Source organism: Streptomyces sp. NPDC021224 (assembly GCF_044332905.1).
GTDB lineage: Bacteria > Actinomycetota > Actinomycetes > Streptomycetales > Streptomycetaceae > Actinacidiphila.
This window is the reverse complement of sequence record NZ_JBIRPW010000008.1, coordinates 245,417-267,185: the sequence shown is the minus strand read 5'-3', so window position 1 is coordinate 267,185 and position 21,769 is coordinate 245,417. Positions and strand designations below refer to the sequence as shown.

Here is a 21,769-nt window from a genome sequence, read left to right as displayed (position 1 = left end):
CCGCCAACTCCGCACGGCAACCGCTCAGTTCGCCTCCAGCAGCCCCCGCAGCCTCTCCAGGTCCGCGGTCACGGTGGCCGCGTCCGTCGCGAAGTCGGCTTCCGTCGTGCCGGGCAGGCGGCGGAGGGTGAAGACGACCTCGCTCGCGGAGTCGCCGTCGGGGAGGACGCGGACGGGGTTGTGGACGGTCTCGCCGGTGGGGAGGGTGACGTCGTGGTCGAGGACGCCGAACTCGTTGGGCGGGGCGAAGACGACGGTCACCCGGCCCAGGGGGGAGTCCGCGATCCACACCTCGCCCTCCTGCCGGATCGCGCCGCTGAGGCCGTGCGCCCAGGCGGGCAGATGGGTGGGGTCGGCGGCGTACGCGTAGACGTCGGCGGCGGGGCGGGCGATGCGGACGGCGAGATGGCGGGACTCGTGCGAAGGGCTGCTCATGGCGGCGACGCTAGTGCGGGCCGCCCGCGTCCGGCTTGAACGAAACGGTCGCCCTCACGCGGTGCGGGCGCGGACGGCGGAGAAGAGGGTCCAGCCGTCGAGGAGCAGCGGGGAGGGGGTGTCGGGGTCCCAGCCGCGGGCGAGGGCCTCGTCGAGGAGGGCGCGGGCGGTGCCGGGTTCGTGGAGGTTGAGGTAGCCCTCGTCCGTGCCGACGGCGCCGGAGTGCAGGATGCCGTCGGGGACGGCGCGGCCGGGGCCGCCGGTGAAGCTGACGCGTACCGCGCCGCGGGCGCCGTCGCGGCGCAGCGTGACGACCTCCGTGCAGTGCTGGTAGCCGCCCCCGTCCGGGACGTGGTGCCGGTGCCGTACCGACCAGCGGTACGCCGCCTCGCCGACCAGCAGGCGGCGGGCCCTGCGGCTGCTGCGTGGCATGCGTTCTCCTTACGCTCCGCGCCCGGCCGCGTACTCCGCGACGGCGCGGGCGCAGTCGGCCGCGGAGGTGGAGGTCGTGTCGACCTCCAGGTCGTAGGGGACGCCCTCGTGGACGAGGGCGGCCTGCTTGGCGGCCATCCCCGGCGTGCGGTCGCCGCGGGCGGCCTCGCGGGCGGTGGCGGCCTCGGGGGCGCAGCGGACGCCGACCCACAGGACGTCGAGGCCGGTGAGGGCGCGTGACCAGCGGGCGCGGGAGCGGGGGCCGCCGAGGAAGACGTCGTCGACGACGACGTGCGCGCCCGCCCGCGCCGTCGCGGCGATCCCGGCGAGCCAGGCGGCGTCCAGCTCGTCGAACGCGGGTCCGGTGGTCACCTCGCCGCCGGGGCCGATGACCAGGCCCTCGCCGCCCTCCCGGAGCCGGGGCGGCAGCGCGTCCACGAACGTGTCGACGCTCACGCTCAGCCATGCCTCGGGGAGGATCTCCTGGAGGCACCGGGCGATACTGGACTTGCCGGAGCTGGATCCGCCGTTGAGCACGATGACCTGGGGCACGGGCGCTTTCCTCCGGTACGGCACGGGTGGACCCGCCGACCCTACGGCCGCGGTCCGCGTGCCGGCGACGCGTTTTCCGGGGGTGCCGGGCACCCGCGTTTGCGCACCTGTCACCGAGGGGTAAGCTACCCGGCTCGATTGGCGCCCCTTGTGGGGCGTATGGCAGACTACTCAAGTTGCTCGGTCGAGCGCCGATGCTGCGCGCCTCCCGTCGGGGGGACCGGAAGCGAGTCCCACGGTACTCGTCGCTCCAACTGCCCAGGTGGCAGCGCTGGGGCGGACGTACGGGAATCTTCCGGGAAGTGTCAGTGCGGGGCAGACCAGGCATCCGGTGGGTGACTTCTCCCACGCAAACCCCTTGAGCAGGGATTCCGCTTGCGGAAAACCATGTGCGAGGGGCGCGACACGCCCGACCGCGTGGGTCGGAGCAGGCGGATGCCAGAGCTGAGAAGAGACAAGGACTACGGAGTAGCCATGGCGGGACAGAAGATCCGCATTCGGCTCAAGGCCTACGACCACGAGGTCATCGACTCCTCGGCGAAGAAGATCGTCGAGACGGTGACCCGTACCGGTGCGCAGGTCGCGGGCCCGGTGCCGCTGCCCACTGAGAAGAACGTGTACTGCGTCATCAAGTCGCCGCACAAGTACAAGGACTCGCGCGAGCACTTCGAGATGCGCACGCACAAGCGCCTGATCGACATCCTCGACCCGACGCCCAAGACCGTTGACTCGTTGATGCGCCTGGACCTGCCGGCCGGCGTCGACATCGAGATCAAGCTCTGAGAGGCGCGGAGAAGATGACCAAGCAGATCAAGGGCATCCTGGGCGAGAAGCTCGGCATGACCCAGGTCTGGGACGAGAACAACCGTGTCGTCCCGGTGACCGTCGTCAAGGCCGGTCCGAACGTCGTGACCCAGGTCCGCACCAATGACGCCGACGGCTACGAGTCGGTGCAGATCGCCTTCGGCGAGATCGACCCGCGCAAGGTGAACAAGCCGCTCAAGGGCCACTTCGCCAAGGCGGACGTCACCCCGCGCCGCCACCTCGTGGAGCTGCGCACGTCCGACGCCGCCGAGTACACGCTCGGCCAGGAGATCACCGCCTCCGTGTTCGAGGCCGGGGTCAAGGTCGACGTGACCGGCAAGAGCAAGGGCAAGGGCTTCGCCGGTGTCATGAAGCGCCACAACTTCAAGGGCCTCGGCGCCGGCCACGGTGTGCAGCGCAAGCACCGCTCCCCGGGCTCCATCGGCGGCTGCGCCACCCCGGGCCGCGTGTTCAAGGGCCTGCGCATGGCGGGCCGCATGGGCAACGAGCGGGTCACCACCCAGAACCTGACCGTCCACGCCGTTGACGCGGAGAAGGGCCTGCTCCTGATCAAGGGCGCGGTTCCTGGTCCGAACGGCGGCCTCGTCCTGGTCCGCACCGCGGCCAAGGGGGCCTGAGGATATGAGCACCATTGACATTCTGTCGCCGTCCGGCGACACCGCCGGGACCGTCGAGCTCCCGGCCGAGATCTTCGAGGCGAAGATCAGCATCCCGCTGATCCACCAGGTCGTCGTCGCGCAGCTGGCCGCCGCCCGTCAGGGCACGCACAAGGTCAAGACGCGTGGCGAGGTCCGCGGTGGTGGCAAGAAGCCGTACCGGCAGAAGGGCACCGGCCGCGCCCGTCAGGGCTCGACCCGGGCGCCGCAGTTCGCCGGCGGTGGCGTCGTCCACGGCCCCGTGCCGCGCGACTACTCGCAGCGCACGCCCAAGAAGATGATCAAGGCCGCGCTGCGCGGGGCCCTGTCGGACCGGGCGCAGCACAACCGCATCCACGTCGTCACCGGCGTGGTCGAGGGCGAGGCGCCGTCCACCAAGGCCGCCCGCACGCTGCTCGGCAAGATCAGTGAGCGCAAGAACGTGCTGCTGGTCATCGAGCGCTCGGACGAGGCCGCCTGGCTGTCCGCCCGCAACCTGCCCCAGGTGCACATCCTGGAGGCCGGCCAGCTGAACACGTACGACGTGCTCGTCTCGGACGACGTGGTCTTCACCAAGGGCGCGTTCGACCGCTTCACCGGTTCCGGTGCCGCGGACGAGGCCGAGCTGGAAGGGAGCGACGCCTGATGGCCGAGCAGACCGTGACCACCAGCAAGACCTTCACGGACCCCCGTGACCTGCTGATCAAGCCCGTGGTCTCCGAGAAGAGCTACGCGCTGCTCGACGAGAACAAGTACACGTTCGTCGTCGACCCGCGCGCGAACAAGACCCAGATCAAGCAGGCCGTCGAGACGGTCTTCCAGGTCAAGGTCACCGGGGTCAACACGATCAACCGGCAGGGCAAGCGCAAGCGCACCCGCACCGGTTTCGGCAAGCGCGCCAACACCAAGCGCGCCATCGTGACCCTCGCCGAGGGCGACCGTATCGACATCTTCGGCGGCCCGGTCTCCTAACGGGGACCGGCCGATTGAAGTCCGGAATATTCCGAGGACTGAGAAATGGGTATCCGCAAGTACAAGCCGACGACCCCGGGCCGTCGTGGCTCCAGCGTCGCCGACTTCGTCGAGATCACGCGGTCCACGCCGGAGAAGTCGCTGGTCCGCCCGCTGCACAGCAAGGGCGGCCGTAACAACGCCGGTCGTGTGACCGTCCGCCACCAGGGCGGTGGCCACAAGCGCGCCTACCGTGTCATCGACTTCCGTCGGCACGACAAGGACGGCGTGCCCGCCAAGGTCGCGCACATCGAGTACGACCCCAACCGCACCGCGCGCATCGCGCTGCTGCACTACGCGGACGGCGAGAAGCGCTACATCCTCGCCCCCGCGAAGCTCCAGCAGGGTGACCGGGTGGAGAACGGCGCCAACGCCGACATCAAGCCCGGCAACAACCTGCCGCTGCGCAACATCCCGGTCGGTACCACGATCCACGCGATCGAGCTGCGTCCGGGCGGCGGCGCGAAGATCTCCCGCTCCGCGGGCGCTTCGGTCCAGCTGCTGGCGAAGGAGGGCACCATGGCCACCCTTCGTATGCCCTCCGGCGAGGTCCGGATGGTCGACGTCCGCTGCCGCGCCACGATCGGCGAGGTCGGCAACGCCGAGCAGTCGAACATCAACTGGGGCAAGGCCGGCCGTATGCGCTGGAAGGGCGTCCGCCCGACCGTCCGCGGTGTCGCCATGAACCCGGTGGACCACCCGCACGGTGGTGGTGAGGGCAAGACCTCCGGTGGTCGCCACCCGGTCTCCCCGTGGGGTCAGAAGGAAGGACGTACGCGTTCGCCCAAGAAGGCGAGCAGCAAGTACATCGTCCGCCGCCGCAAGACGAACAAGAAGCGCTAGGAGCGGGTTTAGATGCCGCGCAGTCTCAAGAAGGGGCCCTTCGTCGACGACCACCTGATCAAGAAGGTGGATGTCCAGAACGAAGCCGGCACCAAGAACGTCATCAAGACCTGGTCCCGCCGCTCGATGATCGTCCCGGCCATGCTGGGCCACACGATCGCGGTGCACGACGGCCGCAAGCACGTCCCGGTGTTCGTCACCGAGTCGATGGTCGGCCACAAGCTCGGCGAGTTCGCCCCGACCCGCACCTTCCGCGGGCACGAGAAGGACGACCGCAAGTCGCGGCGTCGCTGAGCGGGCTGAATCGTGACGACGAAGACAGACACTGAAGGGACGACCATGGAAGCCAGGGCCCAGGCACGGTACATCCGTGTCACGCCCATGAAGGCCCGCCGGGTGGTGGACCTGATCCGTGGCATGGATGCCACGGAGGCTCAGGCGGTCCTGCGATTCACCCCGCAGGCCGCGAGCGTGCCGGTCGGCAAGGTGCTGGACAGCGCCATCGCCAACGCGGCGCACAACTACGACCACACGGACGCGGGCTCGCTGTACATCAGCGAGGCGTATGTCGACGAGGGTCCGACCCTGAAGCGGTTCCGGCCGCGCGCCCAGGGCCGTGCCTACCGGATCCGCAAGCGCACCAGCCACATCACCGTGGTCGTCGCCAGCAAGGAAGGTTCCCGGTAATGGGCCAGAAGGTTAACCCGTACGGGTTCCGCCTCGGTGTGACCACGGACTTCAAGTCCCGCTGGTACGCCGACAAGCTGTACAAGGACTACGTCAAGGAAGACGTCGCCATCCGCCGGATGATGACGCAGGGCATGGAGCGGGCCGGCATCTCCAAGGTGGAGATCGAGCGCACCCGTGACCGCGTCCGCGTCGACATCCACACCGCCCGCCCGGGCATCGTCATCGGGCGCCGCGGCGCGGAGGCCGACCGTATCCGCGGCGACCTGGAGAAGCTGACCGGCAAGCAGGTCCAGCTGAACATCCTCGAGGTCAAGAACCCGGAGATGGACGCTCAGCTGGTGGCCCAGGCCGTCGCCGAGCAGCTGTCCTCCCGCGTCTCCTTCCGCCGTGCCATGCGCAAGAGCATGCAGGGCACGCTGAAGGCCGGCGCCAAGGGCATCAAGATCCAGTGCGGTGGCCGTCTCGGCGGCGCCGAGATGTCCCGGTCCGAGTTCTACCGCGAGGGCCGTGTGCCGCTGCACACCCTGCGCGCGAACGTGGACTACGGCTTCTTCGAGGCCAAGACCACCTTCGGCCGTATCGGTGTGAAGGTCTGGATCTACAAGGGCGACGTCAAGAACATCGCCGAGGTCCGCGCCGACAACGCGGCCGCGCGGGCGGGCAACCGTCCGGCGCGCGGTGGCGGCAACGAGCGTCCGCAGCGCCGCGGTGGCGAGCGCGGTGGCCGCGGCCGTCGTCCTCAGACGGAAGGCGCCCAGGCCCCCAAGGCCGCCGAGGCTCCCGCCGCTGAGGCTCCGGCGGCGGAGACCCCCGGAACGGAAGGCTGAGTAACAATGCTGATCCCCCGCAGGGTCAAGCACCGCAAGCAGCACCACCCCAAGCGTGACGGCATGGCCAAGGGCGGCACCGAGCTGGCGTTCGGTGAGTACGGCCTGCAGGCCGTGACCCCGGCGTACGTGACCAACCGGCAGATCGAGTCCGCTCGTATCTCCATCACGCGCCACATCAAGCGTGGCGGCAAGGTCTGGATCAACATCTACCCGGACCGCCCGCTGACCAAGAAGCCCGCCGAGACCCGCATGGGTTCCGGCAAGGGCTCGCCCGAGTGGTGGGTGGCGAACGTCAAGCCCGGTCGGGTGATGTTCGAGCTGTCGTTCCCGAACGAGAAGACTGCGCGCGAGGCGCTCACCCGCGCCGCGCACAAGCTTCCGATGAAGTGCCGCATCGTGCGGCGCGAGGCAGGTGAGGCGTGATGGCCGCCGGTACCAAGGTGACCGAGCTGCGCCAGCTCGGCGACGAGGAGCTCTTCGCGAAGCTGCGTGAGGCCAAGGAGGAGCTGTTCAACCTCCGCTTCCAGGCGGCCACCGGGCAGCTTGAGAACAACAGCCGGCTCAGGGTCGTTCGTAAGGACATCGCCCGGATCTACACCCTCATGCGTGAGCGCGAGCTGGGCATCGAGACGGTGGAGACGGTGGAGAGCGCCTGATGAGCGAGAAGAATGTGACTGAGAGCAGCGAGCAGCGGGGCTTCCGCAAGACCCGTGAGGGTCTGGTCGTGAGCGACAAGATGGACAAGACCGTCGTCGTCGCCGTCGAGGACCGCGTCAAGCACGCCCTGTACGGCAAGGTCATCCGCCGCACCAACAAGCTGAAGGCTCACGACGAGCAGAACGCCGCCGGCGTCGGCGACCGCGTCCTCCTGATGGAGACCCGGCCGCTGTCCGCCACGAAGCGGTGGCGCGTCGTGGAGATCCTTGAGAAGGCCAAGTAAGGCCGAGTAATCCCTGAGCGGGCGCACCCGCTCAGGACCGTTCCGTCAGGCTCGGCGCGGCCACGCGAGCCCCTCGCACGAGGGCTCGCGTGGCCCGCCGGGAACCGACGCGACACTTCAGGAGTAAGACGTGATCCAGCAGGAGTCGCGACTGCGTGTCGCCGACAACACTGGTGCCAAGGAGATCCTTTGCATCCGTGTTCTCGGTGGCTCGGGTCGCCGCTACGCGGGAATCGGTGACGTCATCGTCGCCACCGTCAAGGACGCGATCCCCGGTGGCAACGTGAAGAAGGGCGAGGTCGTCAAGGCGGTCATCGTCCGGACCGTCAAGGAGCGCCGCCGCGCCGACGGCTCGTACATCCGGTTCGACGAGAACGCCGCCGTCATCCTCAAGAACGACGGCGACCCCCGCGGCACCCGTATCTTCGGCCCCGTCGGCCGTGAGCTGCGCGAGAAGAAGTTCATGAAGATCGTCTCGCTCGCGCCGGAGGTGCTGTAACCGATGAAGATCAAGAAGGGCGACCTGGTCCAGGTCATCACCGGTAAGGACAAGGGCAAGCAGGGCAAGGTCATCGTGGCCTACCCCGCTCAGGACCGGGTCCTCGTCGAGGGTGTCAACCGGGTCAAGAAGCACACCAAGGCCGGCCAGACCGACCGTGGTTCGCAGACCGGCGGCATCATCACCACCGAGGCCCCCATCCATGTCAGCAACGTTCAGCTGGTCGTGGAGAAGGACGGCAAGAAGGTCGTGACCCGCGTCGGCTACCGCTTCGACGACGAGGGCAACAAGATCCGCGTTGCCAAGCGGACCGGTGAGGACATCTGATGACTGCCACCACTGCGCCGCGTCTCAAGACGCGCTACCGCGAGGAGATCGCGGGCAAGCTGCGTGACGAGTTCACCTACGAGAACGTCATGCAGATCCCCGGCCTGACCAAGATCGTGGTCAACATGGGTGTGGGCGACGCCGCCCGCGACTCCAAGCTGATCGAGGGCGCGATCCGCGACCTCGCCACGATCACCGGCCAGAAGCCGCAGGTCACCAAGGCCCGCAAGTCCATCGCGCAGTTCAAGCTGCGTGAGGGCCAGCCGATCGGCGCGCACGTCACGCTGCGCGGCGACCGCATGTGGGAGTTCCTGGACCGGCTGCTGTCGCTCGCGCTGCCGCGTATCCGCGACTTCCGTGGTCTGTCGCCGAAGCAGTTCGACGGCCGCGGCAACTACACCTTCGGTCTCACGGAGCAGGTCATGTTCCACGAGATCGACCAGGACAAGATCGACCGGGTCCGGGGCATGGACATCACCGTGGTCACCACGGCGACCAACGACGACGAGGGCCGTGCCCTGCTGCGTCACCTCGGCTTCCCGTTCAAGGAGAACTGACCGTGGCTAAGAAGGCACTGATCTCCAAGGCCTCGCGCAAGCCCAAGTTCGCGGTGCGCGCGTACAACCGCTGCCAGCGCTGCGGCCGGCCGCACTCCGTCTACCGCAAGTTCGGCCTGTGCCGCGTGTGCCTCCGTGAGATGGCGCACCGTGGCGAGCTGCCGGGCGTGACCAAGAGCTCCTGGTAATTCCGGTTCCCCGGATCACCAGGAACTCTCGGTAAGCAGTTGGGCCGGTGAATGCCCCGCTCTTCTTCCCGTAAGGTAGAAGGGTTGGGCGTTCGCCGCCCGCATCGACTTACTACGCCGTAGGTCCACCGCATCGCACCCGTCCCCGCACAGCCGGGGGAGAGGGACGTCGCACCAGGAAACCCCGGCGAGAGAGGCCCAGGGCCACTTCATGACCATGACCGACCCCATCGCAGACATGCTGACCCGTCTGCGTAACGCGAACTCGGCGTACCACGACGACGTCGTGATGCCGCACAGCAAGATCAAGTCGCACATCGCGGAGATCCTCCAGCAGGAGGGCTACATCACCGGCTGGAAGGTCGAGGACGCCGAGGTCGGCAAGAACCTCGTCCTCGAGCTGAAGTTCGGCCCCAACCGCGAGCGCTCGATCGCCGGCATCAAGCGGATCAGCAAGCCGGGTCTGCGGGTCTACGCAAAGTCCACCAATCTGCCGAAGGTGCTCGGCGGCCTCGGCGTGGCGATCATCTCCACGTCGCACGGGCTGCTCACCGGCCAGCAGGCTCAGAAGAAGGGCGTGGGTGGGGAAGTCCTCGCCTACGTCTGGTAACCGGGAAAGCGAGGTAAAGCAATGTCGCGCATCGGCAAGCTGCCCATCTCGGTTCCCGCCGGAGTGGACGTCACCATCGACGGCCGCACGGTGCAGGTGAAGGGTCCCAAGGGCTCGCTCACCCACACCGTCGCCGCGCCGATCGACATCGCCAAGGGCGAGGACGGCACTCTGCTGGTCACCCGCCCCAACGACGAGCGTGTCTCGAAGGCCCTGCACGGCCTGTCCCGCACGCTGGTGGCGAACATGATCACCGGCGTGACCGCGGGCTACAGCAAGCAGCTCGAAATCAGCGGTGTCGGCTACCGCGTCCAGGCGAAGGGCTCCAACCTGGAGTTCGCCCTGGGCTACAGCCACCCGATTCTCGTCGAGGCCCCCGAGGGCATCTCCTTCAAGGTCGAGTCCCCGGTGAAGTTCTCCGTCGAGGGCATCGACAAGCAGAAGGTGGGCGAGGTCGCGGCGAACATCCGCAAGCTGCGCAAGCCCGACCCGTACAAGGCCAAGGGCGTCAAGTACGCCGGCGAGGTCATCCGCCGCAAGGTCGGAAAGGCTGGTAAGTAGCCATGGCATACGGTGTGAAGATCGCCAAGGGCAAGGCGTACAAGGGCGCTGCGATCAAGCGTCGCCACATCCGGGTCCGCAAGCGCATCTCGGGTACGCCCGAGCGCCCGCGCCTGGTCGTGACGCGTTCCAACCGCGGCATCGTCGCCCAGGTCATCGACGACCTCGCGGGCCACACGCTCGCGTCGGCGTCGACCCTCGACGCGTCCATCCGCGGCGGCGAAGGCGACAAGAGCGCCAAGGCGAAGCAGGTCGGCCAGCTCGTGGCCGAGCGTGCGAAGGCCAAGGGCGTCGAGGCCGTCGTGTTCGACCGTGGCGGCAACCAGTACGCGGGGCGCATCGCCGCTCTCGCGGACGCCGCCCGTGAAGCCGGCCTGAAGTTCTAGCCGTCCGTCACCAGCGGAGAAACGCTAAAAGGATCGAGAGGTAATTCCAATGGCTGGACCCCAGCGCCGCGGAAGCGGTGCCGGTGGCGGCGAGCGGCGGGACCGTAAGGACAGGCGGGACGGCGGCCAGCAGGCCGAGAAGACCGCTTACGTCGAGCGGGTCGTCGCGATCAACCGCGTCGCCAAGGTTGTGAAGGGTGGTCGTCGCTTCAGCTTCACCGCGCTGGTCGTGGTGGGCGACGGTGACGGCACCGTCGGTGTCGGCTACGGCAAGGCCAAGGAGGTGCCGGCCGCCATCGCCAAGGGTGTGGAGGAGGCCAAGAAGCACTTCTTCAAGGTCCCCCGTATCCAGGGCACCATCCCGCACCCCATCCAGGGCGAGAAGGCCGCGGGCGTCGTCCTGCTCAAGCCGGCTTCCCCCGGTACCGGTGTGATCGCCGGTGGCCCGGTGCGCGCCGTGCTGGAGTGCGCGGGCATCCACGACGTGCTGTCCAAGAGCCTCGGCTCGGACAACGCGATCAACATCGTGCACGCCACGGTGGCCGCGCTCCAGGGGCTGCAGCGCCCCGAGGAGATCGCCGCCCGCCGCGGTCTGCCGATCGAGGACATCGCGCCCGCCGCCCTGCTGCGGGCTCGTGCCGGGGTGGGTGTCTGATGGCGCGCCTCAAGGTCACGCAGACCAAGTCCTACATCGGCAGCAAGCAGAACCACCGTGACACCCTGCGTTCGCTCGGGCTCAAGCGCCTGCACGACGTCGTGGTCAAGGAGGACCGCCCGGAGATCCGCGGCATGGTCCACACCGTCCGCCACCTCGTCACGGTCGAGGAGGTCGACTGATCATGGGTGACAACCCGATCAAGATCCACAACCTCCGTCCGGCCCCGGGCGCCAAGACCGCCAAGACCCGTGTGGGTCGCGGTGAGGCGTCCAAGGGCAAGACGGCCGGTCGTGGCACCAAGGGCACCAAGGCCCGCTACCAGGTTCCGGAGCGCTTCGAGGGTGGGCAGATGCCCCTCCACATGCGCCTCCCGAAGCTCAAGGGCTTCAAGAACCCGTTCCGTACCGAGTACCAGGTCGTCAACCTGGACAAGCTCGCGGCCCTCTACCCCGAGGGTGGCGAGGTCACGGTGGCCGGTCTGGTCGCCAAGGGTGCGGTGCGCAAGAACCAGCTCGTCAAGGTGCTCGGCACCGGCGAGGTCTCCGTGGCACTGCAGGTGACCGTTGACGCGGTCTCCGGCTCCGCCAAGGAGAAGATCGCCGCTGCCGGCGGCACGGTCACCGAGCTCGTCTGAGCCCGATGCCCACCACGACCGGGGACGCTCTGGAACGTCAGAGCGTCCCCGGTCGTGCGTTCCTGTGATTTTCCTTCCCCGGTTGGTCATTCCTTGCGGGGCTACGTCGCCGGTAGGCTGACCGACGCTGCTGTCATCTTTGTGCTACCGCTCAGACCCGCCAGACCCCGTCAGTGTCGTCAGATACCTCAAAACCGTCCGCCCGCGCTGTCGCGGGGGGTGCAGGAGGCACCGTGCTCACCGCGTTCGCACGGGCGTTCAGGACGCCCGACCTGCGCAAGAAGCTGCTGTTCACGTTGGGCATCGTGGTGGTCTATCGCCTCGGGGCGCACATCCCGGTACCGGGCGTCGACTACACGATCGTCAACAAGTGTGTGAACGAGACCAAGGGCAACAACAGCCTCTTCGGTCTGGTGAACATGTTCAGCGGCGGCGCGCTGCTCCAGCTGACGATCTTCGCGCTCGGCATCATGCCGTACATCACGGCGAGCATCATCCTCCAGCTGCTGACCGTGGTCATTCCGCGCCTGGAAGCCCTGAAGAAGGAGGGCCAGGCCGGCACCACGAAGATCACGCAGTACACGCGGTACCTGACCGTCGCCCTCGCGGTGCTGCAGGGCACCGGCCTGGTCGCCACCGCCCGTTCCGGCAGCCTGTTCTCCGGCTGCAACGAGGCCGGCGGCATCGTGCCCAACCAGTCGATCTTCACCACCATCACGATGGTGACGACGATGACCGCGGGCACCGTGATGATCATGTGGCTCGGTGAGCTGGTGACCGACCGCGGCATCGGCAACGGCATGTCGATCCTGATGTTCGTCTCCATCGCGGCGGGCTTCCCGGGCAACCTGTGGGCGATCAAGGTCTCCGGCACCATCGCGGGCGGCTGGGTCGAGTTCTTCGCCGTCATCCTCGTCGGCCTCGCGATCGTCGGCCTGGTGGTCTTCGTCGAACAGGCCCAACGCCGGATCCCGGTGCAGTACGCCAAGCGCATGATCGGCCGGCGGTCGTACGGCGGCACGTCCACGTACATCCCGCTCAAGGTCAACCAGGCCGGTGTGATCCCGGTCATCTTCGCCTCGTCGCTGCTGTACATCCCGGCGCTGATCGTGCAGTTCTCCGGATCCACGGCCGGCTGGGCGCAGTGGATCAGCCGGAACTTCACCAAGGGCGACCACCCGATCTACATGGCGGCCTACTTCCTGCTGATCGTCTTCTTCGCCTTCTTCTACGTCGCGATCTCCTTCAACCCCGAGGAAGTCGCCGACAACATGAAGAAGTATGGTGGGTTCATTCCGGGCATCCGGGCAGGTCGCCCCACCGCCGAATACCTGAGCTACGTGCTGAACCGCATCACGTGGCCGGGCTCGCTGTACCTGGGTCTCATCGCCCTCGTTCCGACGGTCGCCATCGCGATCTTCAACGGGAGCAACGGCAACTTCCCGCTCGGTGGCACCAGCATCCTCATCATCGTCGGTGTGGGTCTGGAAACCGTGAAGCAGATCGAGAGCCAGCTCCAGCAGCGTAACTACGAAGGGTTCCTCCGCTGATGCGTATCGTCCTGGTCGGGCCGCCCGGTGCGGGCAAGGGGACACAGGCGAAGTTCCTCACCGAGAACCTGTCCATCCCGCACATCTCCACGGGCGACCTCTTCCGCGCCAACATCAGCCAGGGCACCGACCTCGGCAAGCGCGCGAAGTCGTACATGGACGCCGGTGACCTGGTCCCCGACGAGGTCACCATCGGCATGGCCGAGGACCGGATGGACGCGCCCGACGCCGCCGAGGGCTTCCTGCTCGACGGCTTCCCGCGCAACGAGCACCAGGCGCAGGCGCTCGACGCCTACCTCGCCGCGCACGGCCTGGCGCTGGACGGCGTGCTCGACCTGGAGGTTCCCGAGGACGAGGTGGTCAAGCGCATCGCCGGCCGCCGGGTGTGCCGCAACGACAGCGCGCACGTCTTCCACGTCGAGTACAAGAAGCCCCAGGCCGAGGGCGTGTGCGACGAGTGCGGCGGCGAGCTGTACCAGCGCAGCGACGACGCCGAGGACAAGGTGCGCAACCGCCTCGACGTGTACCACCGCGAGACCGAGCCGATCATCGACTACTACAAGCGGCAGAACCTGGTGGTCACGATCTCCGCGCTCGGCCCGGTCGCCGAGGTGACCGCCCGCGCGATGGCCGCCCTCCAGGACCGCCGGGCGGACGGCGCCGCGTAGGCGCGACCGACAGCAGCGACGACGTACGGCCGTGGTGCCCACCCGGGCACCACGGCCGTATCGTTGATTGAGCCCCTTTTCGAGTGTTCCCGTACCTCAGCACCCCCCACGACCCGAGGAAGGCGTCAGCCGCATGGTGGAGATCAAGACCCCCGAGCAGATCGCCACGATGCGGCGGGCCGGACTGGTCGTCGCCGCGATCCACGAGGCGACCCGCGCCGCGGCCGTACCCGGCGCCACCACCAAGGACCTGGACGAGATCGCCGCCAAGGTCATCGCCGACCACGGCGCCAAGCCGAACTTCCTCGGCTACGGCGGCTTCCCCGGCAACATCTGCACCTCGGTCAACGACGTCGTCGTCCACGGCATCCCGGACCGCGCGACCGTGCTCAAGGACGGCGACATCATCGCCATCGACGCCGGTGCGATCGTCGACGGCTGGCACGGCGACGCCGCCTTCACCACCCTCGTCGGCACCGGCCACGCCCCCGAACTGGCCGAGCTGAGCCGGGTGACGGAGGAGTCCATGTGGGCCGGCATCGCCGCCTTCCGCAAGGGCAACCGGCTGGAGGACATCTCCAAGGCCGTCGAGGGCTACATCCGCCGCCAGCCGCGCCCGGCCTCCGGGAAGTACGGCATCGTCGAGGAGTACGGCGGCCACGGCATCGGCACCGCGATGCACATGGAGCCGCACGTGCTGAACTACGTGACGAAGAAGCGCGGCCGCGGCATCAAGCTCGTCCCCGGGCTGTGCCTGGCGATCGAGCCCATGGTGACACTGGGCACACCGCGCACCCATGTGCTGGAGGACGAGTGGACGGTGAAGTCCGACGACGGCTCGTGGTCCTCGCACTGGGAGCACACCATCGCGCTCACCGAAGAGGGCCCGCTCGTGCTGACCGCCCCCGACGGCGGCCGCGCCAAGCTCGCCGAGTACGGCATCACGACCGCTCCCGACCCCGTGGCGTAATGATCACCGCGCCTGGGCATACACAGTGGATTCGTCTTTCTTCGAACCGTGTCGTAGACTGACACGTCGGCTCTCGCATGTCTTCCGGCATGCCCGCAGTCGACCAAGGTAGCCGATCCCGAAAGCAGGACATGGCCAAAAAGCAAGGCGCCATCGAAATCGAGGGCACCGTGATCGAGTCTCTGCCGAACGCGATGTTCAAGGTGGAGCTGCAGAACGGTCACAAGGTCCTCGCGCACATCAGCGGCAAGATGCGGATGCACTACATCCGTATCCTCCCGGATGACCGGGTCGTGGTGGAGCTGTCTCCCTACGACCTGACGCGCGGACGGATCGTCTACCGCTACAAGTAGATCTCACGACCCGGAGAACCTGATCCCATGAAGGTCAAGCCGAGCGTCAAGAAGATCTGCGACAAGTGCAAGGTGATCCGCCGTCACGGGCGGGTCATGGTCATCTGCGACAACCTGCGCCACAAGCAGCGCCAGGGCTGACGCACGACCTCCACCTTCTGCACCCGCAGAACTTCGCGCGACGCACATCCGTACATACGCAGTGCCCGTCCCCTGCTCCAAGGGTGACGACACCCCCGGCGGAGGCCGGGGACCCGGCCGGTACCTGACACGGCCGCCCGGGAACCGGCACTGCGGAAGACCTCCGAATCACCAGGAGCCAGACACATGGCACGCCTTTCAGGCGTTGACCTCCCGCGCGAGAAGCGCGTGGAGATCGCCCTCACCTACGTCTTCGGCATCGGGCGTTCCCGCGCCCAGGAGATCCTGAAGAGCACCGGTGTGAGCCCCGACATCCGCGTGCGCGACCTCGCCGAGGACGACCTCGTCAAGATCGCCAAGTACGTGGACGACAACTACACGACCGAGGGTGACCTCCGTCGTTCCATCCAGGCCGACATCCGCCGCAAGGTCGAGATCGGCTGCTACCAGGGTCTGCGCCACCGCCGCGGCCTTCCGGTCCACGGCCAGCGCACTCACACCAACGCCCGCACCCGCAAGGGCCCGCGTCGCGCGATTGCCGGCAAGAAGAAGCCGGGCAAGAAGTAGTCCGCAAGCAGGACCCCATCCGCGGTCTTCGCTTCGTAGGACCGACCACCTCACCGGGAAGATGACACATGCCTCCTAAGGGCCGTCAGGGTGCAGCCAAGAAGGTGCGCCGCAAGGAAAAGAAGAACGTCGCTCACGGTCACGCGCACATCAAGAGCACGTTCAACAACACGATCGTCTCGATCACGGACCCCTCGGGCAACGTGATCTCCTGGGCCTCCGCCGGTCACGTCGGCTTCAAGGGCTCGCGCAAGTCCACCCCCTTCGCCGCGCAGATGGCCGCCGAGTCGGCCGCGCGCCGCGCGCAGGAGCACGGCATGCGCAAGGTGGACGTCTTCGTGAAGGGTCCCGGCTCCGGCCGGGAGACCGCGATCCGCTCCCTCCAGGCCACCGGCCTCGAGGTCGGGTCGATCCAGGACGTCACCCCGACCCCGCACAACGGCTGCCGCCCGCCGAAGCGCCGCCGCGTCTGACCAGCTGACACAGGAGATACGAGACAATGGCGCGTTACACCGGGGCCGACTGCAAGCGTTGCCGTCGGGAAAAGCAGAAGCTCTTCCTCAAGGGAGCTAAGTGCGAGAGCGCGAAGTGCCCGATCGAGATCCGTCCTTACCCCCCGGGTGAGCACGGGCGCGGGCGCACCAAGGACAGCGAGTACCTGCTTCAGCTGCGTGAGAAGCAGAAGTGCGCGCGCATCTACGGTGTCCTCGAGAAGCAGTTCGTGAACTACTACAAGGAAGCGAACCAGAAGACCGGCAAGACCGGTGAGAACCTTCTGCGCATCCTTGAGACCCGCCTCGACAACGTGGTCTACCGGGCCGGCTTCGCCAAGTCCCGCGACCACGCCCGTCAGCTGGTCCGTCACGGACACATCACCATCAACGGCCGCAAGAACGACATCCCGTCGGCGCGCGTGGCCGTGAACGACATCGTCGAGGTCCGCGAGTCGTCCCGCACCCTCACCCCCTTCCAGGTGGCGCAGGGCGAGGCCGGCGACAAGACGGTGCCGGCGTGGCTCGAGGCCAACGCGGGCAAGCTGCGGATCCTCGTGCACAGCCTGCCCGAGCGCCAGGTGATCGACACCCAGGTGCAGGAGCAGCTGATCGTCGAGCTCTACTCGAAGTAATCGCTGTACTTTCTTCGAGAAAGCTCGTGGTCACGGGCGGTGCGGCAACCGTCACCCGACGGTTTCGCCGCACCGCCCGTACCCTCGTAGTACAGGGGGCGTCAAATAGCGGGCGCCCACGACAGAAGGACCACAGAACATGCTGATCGCTCAGCGACCCTCGTTGACCGAAGAGGTCGTCGACGAATTCCGCTCCCGGTTCGTGATCGAGCCGCTGGAGCCGGGCTTCGGCTACACCCTCGGCAACTCCCTGCGCCGTACGCTCCTCTCCTCGATCCCGGGTGCCGCGGTCACCTCCATCCGGGTCGACGGCGTCCTGCACGAGTTCACCACCGTGCCGGGTGTCAAGGAGGACGTCACCGACGTCATCCTCAACATCAAGCAGCTCGTCGTCTCCTCGGAGCACGACGAGCCCGTCGTGATGTACCTGCGCAAGCAGGGCCCGGGTGTCGTCACCGCCGCCGACATCGCGCCGCCGGCCGGTGTCGAGGTGCACAACCCCGACCTCGTCCTGGCGACGCTCAACGCCAAGGGCAAGCTGGAGATGGAGCTGACCGTCGAGCGCGGTCGCGGCTACGTCTCCGCGGTCCAGAACAAGCAGCAGGGCCAGGAGATCGGCCGTATCCCGGTCGACTCCATCTACAGCCCCGTGCTCAAGGTCACCTACAAGGTCGAGGCGACCCGAGTCGAGCAGCGCACCGACTTCGACAAGCTCATCGTCGACGTCGAGACCAAGCAGGCCATGCGCCCGCGCGACGCCATGGCGTCCGCCGGCAAGACCCTGGTCGAGCTGTTCGGCCTGGCCCGCGAGCTGAACGTCGACGCCGAGGGCATCGACATGGGCCCGTCCCCCACGGACGCCGCCCTGGCCGCGGACCTCGCCCTGCCGATCGAGGAGCTGGAACTCACCGTCCGCTCCTACAACTGCCTCAAGCGCGAGGGCATCCACTCGGTGGGCGAGCTCGTCGCCCGCTCCGAGGCGGACCTGCTCGACATCCGCAACTTCGGCGCGAAGTCGATCGACGAGGTCAAGGCGAAGCTGGCCGGTATGGGCCTGGCCCTCAAGGACAGCCCCCCCGGATTCGACCCCACCGCCGCGGCGGACGCCTTCGGCGCCGACGACGACGTGGACGCGGGCTTCGTCGAGACCGAGCAGTACTAGCCCCTGCGGGGTGCGTTTTCCGCACCCCGTCCCGGGCGAGCGTTTTCCCTGCCGCGCAGGGCGAGCGTTTTCAGGGGCGCGTGGGGGCACCTGTTTCAGGGGCGCGTGGGGGCACCTGGTGGTTGCCCCTCGGGGCAGAACAGAACCTCCCAGGGCGGCAGCCCTGGGGACTCCGGGGCTCAGCCCCGGGACATACGAGCCGGCGGCCGCCGGTTCGCACTGACATCGGTACCTGATACGGCCGGTGCAGCGAAGAAGGAGAAAGACCATGCCTCAGCCCGCCAAGGGTGCCCGTCTGGGCGGCAGCGCCGCGCACGAGAAGCTGCTCCTCGCGAACCTCGCGAAGTCGCTCTTCGAGCACGGCCGCATCACCACCACCGAGGCCAAGGCGCGCCGTCTGCGCCCGGTCGCGGAGCGCCTGATCACCAAGGCGAAGAAGGGCGACATCCACAACCGTCGCCAGGTCCTGCAGGTCATCACGGACAAGAGCATCGTCCACACGCTCTTCACCGAGATCGGCCCGCGGTACGAGAACCGCCCGGGTGGCTACACCCGCATCACCAAGATCGGTCCCCGTCGCGGCGACAACGCTCCGATGGCGGTCATCGAGCTGGTCGAGGCGCTGACCGTGCAGCAGTCCGCTGTGGGCGAGGCCGAGGCCGCGACCAAGCGTTCCGCGAAGGACAAGGACGCGGCCGGCGAGGCCGCCCTCGCCGAGGTCAAGAACGACAAGGCCGAGGACGTCGAGGACGCGAAGCCGTCCGAGGAGTCGGACGAGGCCAAGGACGCCTGAGGCGTCCCGCAGGTACACCGGACGGACCCGCACCCTCCCGGGGGTGCGGGTCCGTTCCCCGTTCGAGGAGGACTGATCGTGAGCGACGAGCCCGCCCCCGGCTCCGTACGGGTCCGGCTGGACCTGGCGTACGACGGGGCCGACTTCTCCGGCTGGGCCAAGCAGCGGGAGCGGCGGACCGTGCAGGGGGAGCTGGAGGACGCCATCCGTACGGTGCTGCGGCTCGCCGAGCCCGTCGAGCTCACCGTCGCCGGGCGCACCGACGCGGGTGTGCACGCGCGCGGGCAGGTCGCGCACGTCGACCTGCCGGGCGAGGTGTGGGACGCCGAGCGGGACAAGCTACGGCGACGGCTCGCCGGGCGGCTCCCCTGGGACGTCCGGGTCTTCGGCGTCGCCGAGGCCCCCACCGGCTTCGACGCGCGCTTCTCCGCGATCTGGCGGCGGTACGCCTACCGGGTGGGGGACCACCCCGGCGGGGTGGACCCGCTGCTGCGCGGACACGTCCTGTGGCACGACCGGCCTGTGGACGTCGAGGCCATGAACGAGGCCGGGCAGCTGCTGCTCGGCGAGCACGACTTCGCCGCGTACTGCAAGAAGCGGGAGGGGGCGACGACGATCCGCCGTCTGCTCCAGGTGAGCTGGGAGCGGCGGGAGGACGACGGGGTGGCCGTCGCCACGGTGAAGGCTGACGCCTTCTGCCACAACATGGTGCGGGCGCTCGTCGGGGCGATGATTCTCGTCGGGGACGGGCACAAGCATGTCGGCTTCCCCGCGGAGGTCCTTGCCGGACGGGTACGGCACTCCGCGGTGAACGTCGTCCGGCCGCACGGCCTCACCCTGGAGGAGGTCGGCTACCCCCCGGCCCACCTGCTGGCCCAGCGCAACGCGGAATCCCGCAACCTCCGCACGCTCGCCCCGCGGGGTACGTGCGCCTAAGGGGCTGCCCCGCGCCCTTGCAGGGCGAGTGCGGATCCGTCGTGGCTTGTCGCGCAGTTCTCCCCCAGGCTCCGCCCGGGAGGTGCCCCCACGCGCCCCTGAAAGCGCTCACCTTGCGTGCGGAGGGCAAGCCATCAGGGGCGCGGGGAACTGCGCGACCAGCCCACCACCGGCGGACGGTCGCGGACCCCACCGCAAGGGGCAGCCCGGAGCGCCTACTGGCGAGCAGGATCCGCAGCGGCGGCGTCCTTGCCGCGCTGGACGATGCGGGTGAACGCAAAATCACTCGCGTCGTTCGCCGCCTGTTTCCCCACCGTGTCGTCCGCCGCGAGCGTCGTCCCGTTCTTGAAGCCGGAGATGGCGAAGTAGGCGTACCGGCCGACCGCGTTGGAGGTCATCTGGCAGCGGACACCGCGGCAGAAGGAGGGGACGGCGCCACCGTTCAGGGGGGCGACGTACTGCGAGACCGCCTGGACCTTCTTCGCGTGGGCGGCGTCCTGGAAGACGGCCACGCCGACGGTGACGGCGAGGTCGCCGTTCGTGTACGTGGCGCGGATCAGCTTCTGGCAGCCGTTGGCGCTGAGGGCCGTGGCGAGGGAGGCGCGGGCGTTCGCGGCGCAGGACGTCGTGACGTCGGTGCGCGACTTGACGTACGTACGGCCCTGCCACACGAACTGCTTCCCGGGGAAGAGGCTGTCCGGGGTGAGCGGCGCCTTGTCCTTCGCGGCGGTGCCGAGGTAGTCGAGCGGGTTCGCGGGGGGCGGCGGGGCGACGGAGGAGAAGGAGGGGGCGGGCGGCAGCGGCTCCTCGCTCGCGGTCGTGCTGCCGGAGGACGACGGGGACGCGACGGGCTTGTCGTCGCCGCTCTTGCCGGACATCACCACGGCCGTGGCGACACCTCCGGCGATCACGGCGACGGCGACGATCCCGCCGGTGAGCATCAGGACCCGCTTGCGGCGGGTGCCGGAAGCTTCCTGCTGCTCGGCGAGCGCGTTCCAGTCGGGGGTGCCGCGGTCCGGCCCGGAGGGAGGGGCGGGGGCCGGCGCGGGGGAGGGGACGGGCGCGGGGGAGGGGACGGGCGCGGGGGAGGGGACGGGCGCGGGGGAGGGGACGGGCGCGGGCGCCGGGGCCTGCTGCGGAACGGGCGCCGGGGCCGGTGCGGGGGCCTGCTGCTGGGCCCCGTACGGCTGCGTGGGGACGTAGTGCGACGGCGGCTGTTGCTGCTGCTGCGGCACGTACGGCTGCTGCGGCTGCTGCTGGGCGGGCGCGGGGGCCGGGCCCTGCCCCTGATGGCCCGCGTACGGCGGCGGCTCGACGGGCGTCTGCTGCGTCGCGGCGTACCCCGGCTGCTGCGCGGGTGCGGGCGCGGGCGCCTGGACCGGAGCGGCGTCACCGGCGTACGCGGGGCGCTCGACGGGCGCCGGGCCCTGCGGCCCCTGCGGGGTCGGCTGGTCGGCGGGGCCGCGGTGGCGCGGGACGGGGCGGATGATCTGCGTCGACGGGTCAGTGTCGCGCGGCGCCTCCGCCGCGGGCGGCTGCTGCCCGCTCCAGGGGGTGCCGGGGCCGGGCCCGGCGGGCGGTGCGGGCGGCGCGGCGTCGGGCTGCGGGGACCACGCCGGGCCGGGCTCGGGAGCCTGCGGGGGCGGGGTCTGCTGCCGGAACTGCGCGCGCGGGTCCGCGGTGTTCTGGCGGGAGGGGATGACGCGTCCCTCCAGGACTTCACGCTCGCCGTCGGCGGCGCTGTGACGCGGTTCCTGCGGTGGCTGCTGCCCGGGGCCATCGGTCATGTCGCGCATCATATGGCCGCGCCGCCCACCGACCTACCGCCGCCCGCCAGGGGGCCCGGGGGCTGTCCGGCGGGCTGCGGTCGGGTGGCAAAAACGGGTTGGG

At 68.9% G+C, this 21,769-nt stretch carries 36 protein-coding genes; 32 read left to right on the top strand and 4 right to left on the bottom strand.

Annotated features, from left to right (window positions below; translation table 11 throughout):
- Nucleotides 1-24: 24 nt before the first annotated feature.
- Genes ACH4PY_RS22200 through cpt form a run of 3 tightly spaced genes read right to left on the bottom strand, consistent with a single transcriptional unit; the run spans nt 25 to nt 1,419 of the window.
- A complete protein-coding gene (locus tag ACH4PY_RS22200) occupies nt 25-435 on the bottom strand; it encodes an SRPBCC family protein (protein WP_398185394.1) in 411 nt (136 codons plus the stop codon).
- Between the two features lie 54 nt (nt 436-489).
- Complete coding sequence (locus ACH4PY_RS22195; protein WP_398185391.1) at nt 490-867, bottom strand: hypothetical protein; 378 nt, start codon at nt 865-867, stop codon at nt 490-492.
- A 9-nt stretch (nt 868-876) separates the two neighbouring features.
- A complete protein-coding gene (gene cpt, locus ACH4PY_RS22190) occupies nt 877-1,419 on the bottom strand; it encodes a chloramphenicol phosphotransferase CPT (RefSeq protein WP_398185388.1) in 543 nt (180 codons plus the stop codon).
- A 474-nt stretch (nt 1,420-1,893) separates the two neighbouring features.
- Between cpt and rpsJ the strand changes: the two genes are divergently transcribed.
- The 32 genes from rpsJ (at nt 1,894) to truA (ending at nt 19,879) form a co-directional block, all read left to right on the top strand.
- On the top strand, nt 1,894-2,202 hold the full coding sequence (rpsJ, locus tag ACH4PY_RS22185) for a 30S ribosomal protein S10 (protein WP_014144312.1): 309 nt from the start codon (nt 1,894-1,896) through the stop codon (nt 2,200-2,202).
- Nucleotides 2,203-2,216: 14 nt separating this feature from the next.
- Nucleotides 2,217-2,861, top strand: a complete 645-nt coding sequence (rplC, locus tag ACH4PY_RS22180; RefSeq protein WP_398185384.1) for a 50S ribosomal protein L3 — start codon at nt 2,217-2,219, stop codon at nt 2,859-2,861.
- Between the two features lie 4 nt (nt 2,862-2,865).
- Nucleotides 2,866-3,525 carry a 50S ribosomal protein L4 gene (gene rplD, locus ACH4PY_RS22175; RefSeq protein ID WP_398185381.1) on the top strand — a complete coding sequence of 220 codons (660 nt, stop codon included), beginning with the start codon at nt 2,866-2,868 and terminating at the stop codon, nt 3,523-3,525.
- Complete coding sequence (gene rplW / locus ACH4PY_RS22170) at nt 3,525-3,851, top strand: 50S ribosomal protein L23 (RefSeq protein ID WP_398185378.1); 327 nt, start codon at nt 3,525-3,527, stop codon at nt 3,849-3,851. The genes rplD and rplW overlap by 1 nt, the downstream gene beginning before the upstream one ends.
- A 45-nt stretch (nt 3,852-3,896) precedes the next feature.
- The gene (gene rplB / locus ACH4PY_RS22165; RefSeq protein ID WP_031524803.1) at nt 3,897-4,733 is read left to right on the top strand and encodes a 50S ribosomal protein L2; all 837 of its coding nucleotides are present in this window, start codon (nt 3,897-3,899) and stop codon (nt 4,731-4,733) included.
- Between the two features lie 12 nt (nt 4,734-4,745).
- Nucleotides 4,746-5,027 carry a 30S ribosomal protein S19 gene (rpsS, locus tag ACH4PY_RS22160; protein ID WP_014178772.1) on the top strand — a complete coding sequence of 94 codons (282 nt, stop codon included), beginning with the start codon at nt 4,746-4,748 and terminating at the stop codon, nt 5,025-5,027.
- Between the two features lie 45 nt (nt 5,028-5,072).
- Nucleotides 5,073-5,420, top strand: a complete 348-nt coding sequence (gene rplV, locus ACH4PY_RS22155; RefSeq protein ID WP_031524799.1) for a 50S ribosomal protein L22 — start codon at nt 5,073-5,075, stop codon at nt 5,418-5,420.
- The gene (gene rpsC / locus ACH4PY_RS22150; protein WP_398185373.1) at nt 5,420-6,250 is read left to right on the top strand and encodes a 30S ribosomal protein S3; all 831 of its coding nucleotides are present in this window, start codon (nt 5,420-5,422) and stop codon (nt 6,248-6,250) included. Before rplV ends, rpsC begins: the two co-directional genes overlap by 1 nt.
- Nucleotides 6,251-6,256: 6 nt before the next feature.
- Nucleotides 6,257-6,676 carry a 50S ribosomal protein L16 gene (gene rplP / locus ACH4PY_RS22145; protein WP_031524795.1) on the top strand — a complete coding sequence of 140 codons (420 nt, stop codon included), beginning with the start codon at nt 6,257-6,259 and terminating at the stop codon, nt 6,674-6,676.
- Entirely contained in the window at nt 6,676-6,909 is a 234-nt protein-coding gene (rpmC, locus tag ACH4PY_RS22140; RefSeq protein WP_398185369.1) for a 50S ribosomal protein L29, read from the top strand. Before rplP ends, rpmC begins: the two co-directional genes overlap by 1 nt.
- The gene (gene rpsQ, locus ACH4PY_RS22135) at nt 6,909-7,193 is read left to right on the top strand and encodes a 30S ribosomal protein S17 (RefSeq protein ID WP_031524791.1); all 285 of its coding nucleotides are present in this window, start codon (nt 6,909-6,911) and stop codon (nt 7,191-7,193) included. Before rpmC ends, rpsQ begins: the two co-directional genes overlap by 1 nt.
- Before the next feature lie 130 nt (nt 7,194-7,323).
- Nucleotides 7,324-7,692 carry a 50S ribosomal protein L14 gene (gene rplN / locus ACH4PY_RS22130; protein WP_031524788.1) on the top strand — a complete coding sequence of 123 codons (369 nt, stop codon included), beginning with the start codon at nt 7,324-7,326 and terminating at the stop codon, nt 7,690-7,692.
- A gap of 3 nt (nt 7,693-7,695) precedes the next feature.
- Nucleotides 7,696-8,019 (top strand): 50S ribosomal protein L24, encoded by a 324-nt coding sequence (rplX, locus tag ACH4PY_RS22125; protein WP_031524786.1) that lies wholly within the window; start codon nt 7,696-7,698, stop codon nt 8,017-8,019.
- Nucleotides 8,019-8,576 carry a 50S ribosomal protein L5 gene (rplE, locus tag ACH4PY_RS22120; RefSeq protein ID WP_398185363.1) on the top strand — a complete coding sequence of 186 codons (558 nt, stop codon included), beginning with the start codon at nt 8,019-8,021 and terminating at the stop codon, nt 8,574-8,576. The genes rplX and rplE overlap by 1 nt, the downstream gene beginning before the upstream one ends.
- A 2-nt stretch (nt 8,577-8,578) precedes the next feature.
- On the top strand, nt 8,579-8,764 hold the full coding sequence (locus ACH4PY_RS22115) for a type Z 30S ribosomal protein S14 (RefSeq protein WP_031524782.1): 186 nt from the start codon (nt 8,579-8,581) through the stop codon (nt 8,762-8,764).
- 211 nt (nt 8,765-8,975) lie between these two features.
- The gene (gene rpsH, locus ACH4PY_RS22110) at nt 8,976-9,374 is read left to right on the top strand and encodes a 30S ribosomal protein S8 (RefSeq protein ID WP_031524780.1); all 399 of its coding nucleotides are present in this window, start codon (nt 8,976-8,978) and stop codon (nt 9,372-9,374) included.
- A 21-nt stretch (nt 9,375-9,395) separates the two neighbouring features.
- On the top strand, nt 9,396-9,935 hold the full coding sequence (gene rplF, locus ACH4PY_RS22105; RefSeq protein WP_398185359.1) for a 50S ribosomal protein L6: 540 nt from the start codon (nt 9,396-9,398) through the stop codon (nt 9,933-9,935).
- Between the two features lie 2 nt (nt 9,936-9,937).
- Entirely contained in the window at nt 9,938-10,321 is a 384-nt protein-coding gene (rplR, locus tag ACH4PY_RS22100) for a 50S ribosomal protein L18 (protein ID WP_398185356.1), read from the top strand.
- A gap of 49 nt (nt 10,322-10,370) precedes the next feature.
- Nucleotides 10,371-10,976, top strand: a complete 606-nt coding sequence (gene rpsE / locus ACH4PY_RS22095; protein ID WP_398185354.1) for a 30S ribosomal protein S5 — start codon at nt 10,371-10,373, stop codon at nt 10,974-10,976.
- Nucleotides 10,976-11,158: a 50S ribosomal protein L30 gene (gene rpmD / locus ACH4PY_RS22090; protein WP_031524772.1), complete on the top strand. Its 183-nt coding sequence runs from the start codon at nt 10,976-10,978 to the stop codon at nt 11,156-11,158. Before rpsE ends, rpmD begins: the two co-directional genes overlap by 1 nt.
- A 2-nt stretch (nt 11,159-11,160) precedes the next feature.
- Entirely contained in the window at nt 11,161-11,613 is a 453-nt protein-coding gene (gene rplO / locus ACH4PY_RS22085; RefSeq protein WP_031524770.1) for a 50S ribosomal protein L15, read from the top strand.
- A gap of 233 nt (nt 11,614-11,846) precedes the next feature.
- Nucleotides 11,847-13,163: a preprotein translocase subunit SecY gene (gene secY, locus ACH4PY_RS22080; RefSeq protein WP_398185350.1), complete on the top strand. Its 1,317-nt coding sequence runs from the start codon at nt 11,847-11,849 to the stop codon at nt 13,161-13,163.
- Nucleotides 13,163-13,831, top strand: coding sequence for an adenylate kinase (locus ACH4PY_RS22075; protein ID WP_398185347.1), 669 nt, complete (start codon nt 13,163-13,165; stop codon nt 13,829-13,831). The genes secY and ACH4PY_RS22075 overlap by 1 nt, the downstream gene beginning before the upstream one ends.
- Before the next feature lie 133 nt (nt 13,832-13,964).
- Nucleotides 13,965-14,801, top strand: coding sequence for a type I methionyl aminopeptidase (gene map, locus ACH4PY_RS22070; protein ID WP_398185344.1), 837 nt, complete (start codon nt 13,965-13,967; stop codon nt 14,799-14,801).
- 131 nt (nt 14,802-14,932) lie between these two features.
- Nucleotides 14,933-15,154, top strand: coding sequence for a translation initiation factor IF-1 (infA, locus tag ACH4PY_RS22065; protein WP_003956442.1), 222 nt, complete (start codon nt 14,933-14,935; stop codon nt 15,152-15,154).
- A gap of 27 nt (nt 15,155-15,181) precedes the next feature.
- Nucleotides 15,182-15,295: a 50S ribosomal protein L36 gene (gene rpmJ / locus ACH4PY_RS22060; protein WP_003956441.1), complete on the top strand. Its 114-nt coding sequence runs from the start codon at nt 15,182-15,184 to the stop codon at nt 15,293-15,295.
- A gap of 186 nt (nt 15,296-15,481) precedes the next feature.
- On the top strand, nt 15,482-15,862 hold the full coding sequence (gene rpsM / locus ACH4PY_RS22055; protein ID WP_398185341.1) for a 30S ribosomal protein S13: 381 nt from the start codon (nt 15,482-15,484) through the stop codon (nt 15,860-15,862).
- Nucleotides 15,863-15,930: 68 nt separating this feature from the next.
- Nucleotides 15,931-16,335, top strand: coding sequence for a 30S ribosomal protein S11 (rpsK, locus tag ACH4PY_RS22050; RefSeq protein ID WP_003956432.1), 405 nt, complete (start codon nt 15,931-15,933; stop codon nt 16,333-16,335).
- 26 nt (nt 16,336-16,361) lie between these two features.
- The gene (rpsD, locus tag ACH4PY_RS22045) at nt 16,362-16,988 is read left to right on the top strand and encodes a 30S ribosomal protein S4 (protein ID WP_398185338.1); all 627 of its coding nucleotides are present in this window, start codon (nt 16,362-16,364) and stop codon (nt 16,986-16,988) included.
- 139 nt (nt 16,989-17,127) lie between these two features.
- Nucleotides 17,128-18,150, top strand: a complete 1,023-nt coding sequence (locus ACH4PY_RS22040; protein WP_033177813.1) for a DNA-directed RNA polymerase subunit alpha — start codon at nt 17,128-17,130, stop codon at nt 18,148-18,150.
- Between the two features lie 268 nt (nt 18,151-18,418).
- Nucleotides 18,419-18,943 (top strand): 50S ribosomal protein L17, encoded by a 525-nt coding sequence (gene rplQ / locus ACH4PY_RS22035; RefSeq protein WP_398185333.1) that lies wholly within the window; start codon nt 18,419-18,421, stop codon nt 18,941-18,943.
- 78 nt (nt 18,944-19,021) lie between these two features.
- Nucleotides 19,022-19,879 carry a tRNA pseudouridine(38-40) synthase TruA gene (gene truA / locus ACH4PY_RS22030; protein ID WP_398185330.1) on the top strand — a complete coding sequence of 286 codons (858 nt, stop codon included), beginning with the start codon at nt 19,022-19,024 and terminating at the stop codon, nt 19,877-19,879.
- A gap of 215 nt (nt 19,880-20,094) precedes the next feature.
- On the opposite strand, the gene ACH4PY_RS22025 is transcribed toward truA, so the two are convergent.
- Nucleotides 20,095-21,666, bottom strand: coding sequence for a hypothetical protein (locus tag ACH4PY_RS22025; protein ID WP_398185327.1), 1,572 nt, complete (start codon nt 21,664-21,666; stop codon nt 20,095-20,097).
- Nucleotides 21,667-21,769 lie beyond the last annotated feature (103 nt).

Bases quoted from the DNA above. Each gene is read 5' to 3' on its own strand.
- rplP (WP_031524795.1), top strand. From the start codon at position 6,257: ATGCTGATCCCCCGCAGGGTCAAGCACCGCAAGCAGCACCACCCCAAG.
- rpsM (WP_398185341.1), top strand. From the start codon at position 15,482: ATGGCACGCCTTTCAGGCGTTGACCTCCCGCGCGAGAAGCGCGTGGAG.
- ACH4PY_RS22040 (WP_033177813.1), top strand. From the start codon at position 17,128: ATGCTGATCGCTCAGCGACCCTCGTTGACCGAAGAGGTCGTCGACGAA.
- infA (WP_003956442.1), top strand. From the start codon at position 14,933: ATGGCCAAAAAGCAAGGCGCCATCGAAATCGAGGGCACCGTGATCGAG.
- rplO (WP_031524770.1), top strand. From the start codon at position 11,161: ATGGGTGACAACCCGATCAAGATCCACAACCTCCGTCCGGCCCCGGGC.
- rplF (WP_398185359.1), top strand. From the start codon at position 9,396: ATGTCGCGCATCGGCAAGCTGCCCATCTCGGTTCCCGCCGGAGTGGAC.
- rpmJ (WP_003956441.1), top strand. From the start codon at position 15,182: ATGAAGGTCAAGCCGAGCGTCAAGAAGATCTGCGACAAGTGCAAGGTG.
- ACH4PY_RS22075 (WP_398185347.1), top strand. From the start codon at position 13,163: ATGCGTATCGTCCTGGTCGGGCCGCCCGGTGCGGGCAAGGGGACACAG.
- rpsS (WP_014178772.1), top strand. From the start codon at position 4,746: ATGCCGCGCAGTCTCAAGAAGGGGCCCTTCGTCGACGACCACCTGATC.
- rplV (WP_031524799.1), top strand. From the start codon at position 5,073: ATGGAAGCCAGGGCCCAGGCACGGTACATCCGTGTCACGCCCATGAAG.
- rpmD (WP_031524772.1), top strand. From the start codon at position 10,976: ATGGCGCGCCTCAAGGTCACGCAGACCAAGTCCTACATCGGCAGCAAG.
- rpsE (WP_398185354.1), top strand. From the start codon at position 10,371: ATGGCTGGACCCCAGCGCCGCGGAAGCGGTGCCGGTGGCGGCGAGCGG.
- rplD (WP_398185381.1), top strand. From the start codon at position 2,866: ATGAGCACCATTGACATTCTGTCGCCGTCCGGCGACACCGCCGGGACC.
- rplE (WP_398185363.1), top strand. From the start codon at position 8,019: ATGACTGCCACCACTGCGCCGCGTCTCAAGACGCGCTACCGCGAGGAG.
- rpsH (WP_031524780.1), top strand. From the start codon at position 8,976: ATGACCATGACCGACCCCATCGCAGACATGCTGACCCGTCTGCGTAAC.
- rpsC (WP_398185373.1), top strand. From the start codon at position 5,420: ATGGGCCAGAAGGTTAACCCGTACGGGTTCCGCCTCGGTGTGACCACG.
- rpsK (WP_003956432.1), top strand. From the start codon at position 15,931: ATGCCTCCTAAGGGCCGTCAGGGTGCAGCCAAGAAGGTGCGCCGCAAG.
- rpsD (WP_398185338.1), top strand. From the start codon at position 16,362: ATGGCGCGTTACACCGGGGCCGACTGCAAGCGTTGCCGTCGGGAAAAG.
- rpsJ (WP_014144312.1), top strand. From the start codon at position 1,894: ATGGCGGGACAGAAGATCCGCATTCGGCTCAAGGCCTACGACCACGAG.
- rplR (WP_398185356.1), top strand. From the start codon at position 9,938: ATGGCATACGGTGTGAAGATCGCCAAGGGCAAGGCGTACAAGGGCGCT.
- map (WP_398185344.1), top strand. From the start codon at position 13,965: ATGGTGGAGATCAAGACCCCCGAGCAGATCGCCACGATGCGGCGGGCC.
- ACH4PY_RS22195 (WP_398185391.1), bottom strand. From the start codon at position 867: ATGCCACGCAGCAGCCGCAGGGCCCGCCGCCTGCTGGTCGGCGAGGCG.
- rplB (WP_031524803.1), top strand. From the start codon at position 3,897: ATGGGTATCCGCAAGTACAAGCCGACGACCCCGGGCCGTCGTGGCTCC.
- rplC (WP_398185384.1), top strand. From the start codon at position 2,217: ATGACCAAGCAGATCAAGGGCATCCTGGGCGAGAAGCTCGGCATGACC.
- rpsQ (WP_031524791.1), top strand. From the start codon at position 6,909: ATGAGCGAGAAGAATGTGACTGAGAGCAGCGAGCAGCGGGGCTTCCGC.
- rpmC (WP_398185369.1), top strand. From the start codon at position 6,676: ATGGCCGCCGGTACCAAGGTGACCGAGCTGCGCCAGCTCGGCGACGAG.
- rplW (WP_398185378.1), top strand. From the start codon at position 3,525: ATGGCCGAGCAGACCGTGACCACCAGCAAGACCTTCACGGACCCCCGT.
- ACH4PY_RS22025 (WP_398185327.1), bottom strand. From the start codon at position 21,666: ATGACCGATGGCCCCGGGCAGCAGCCACCGCAGGAACCGCGTCACAGC.
- ACH4PY_RS22200 (WP_398185394.1), bottom strand. From the start codon at position 435: ATGAGCAGCCCTTCGCACGAGTCCCGCCATCTCGCCGTCCGCATCGCC.
- rplQ (WP_398185333.1), top strand. From the start codon at position 18,419: ATGCCTCAGCCCGCCAAGGGTGCCCGTCTGGGCGGCAGCGCCGCGCAC.
- rplX (WP_031524786.1), top strand. From the start codon at position 7,696: ATGAAGATCAAGAAGGGCGACCTGGTCCAGGTCATCACCGGTAAGGAC.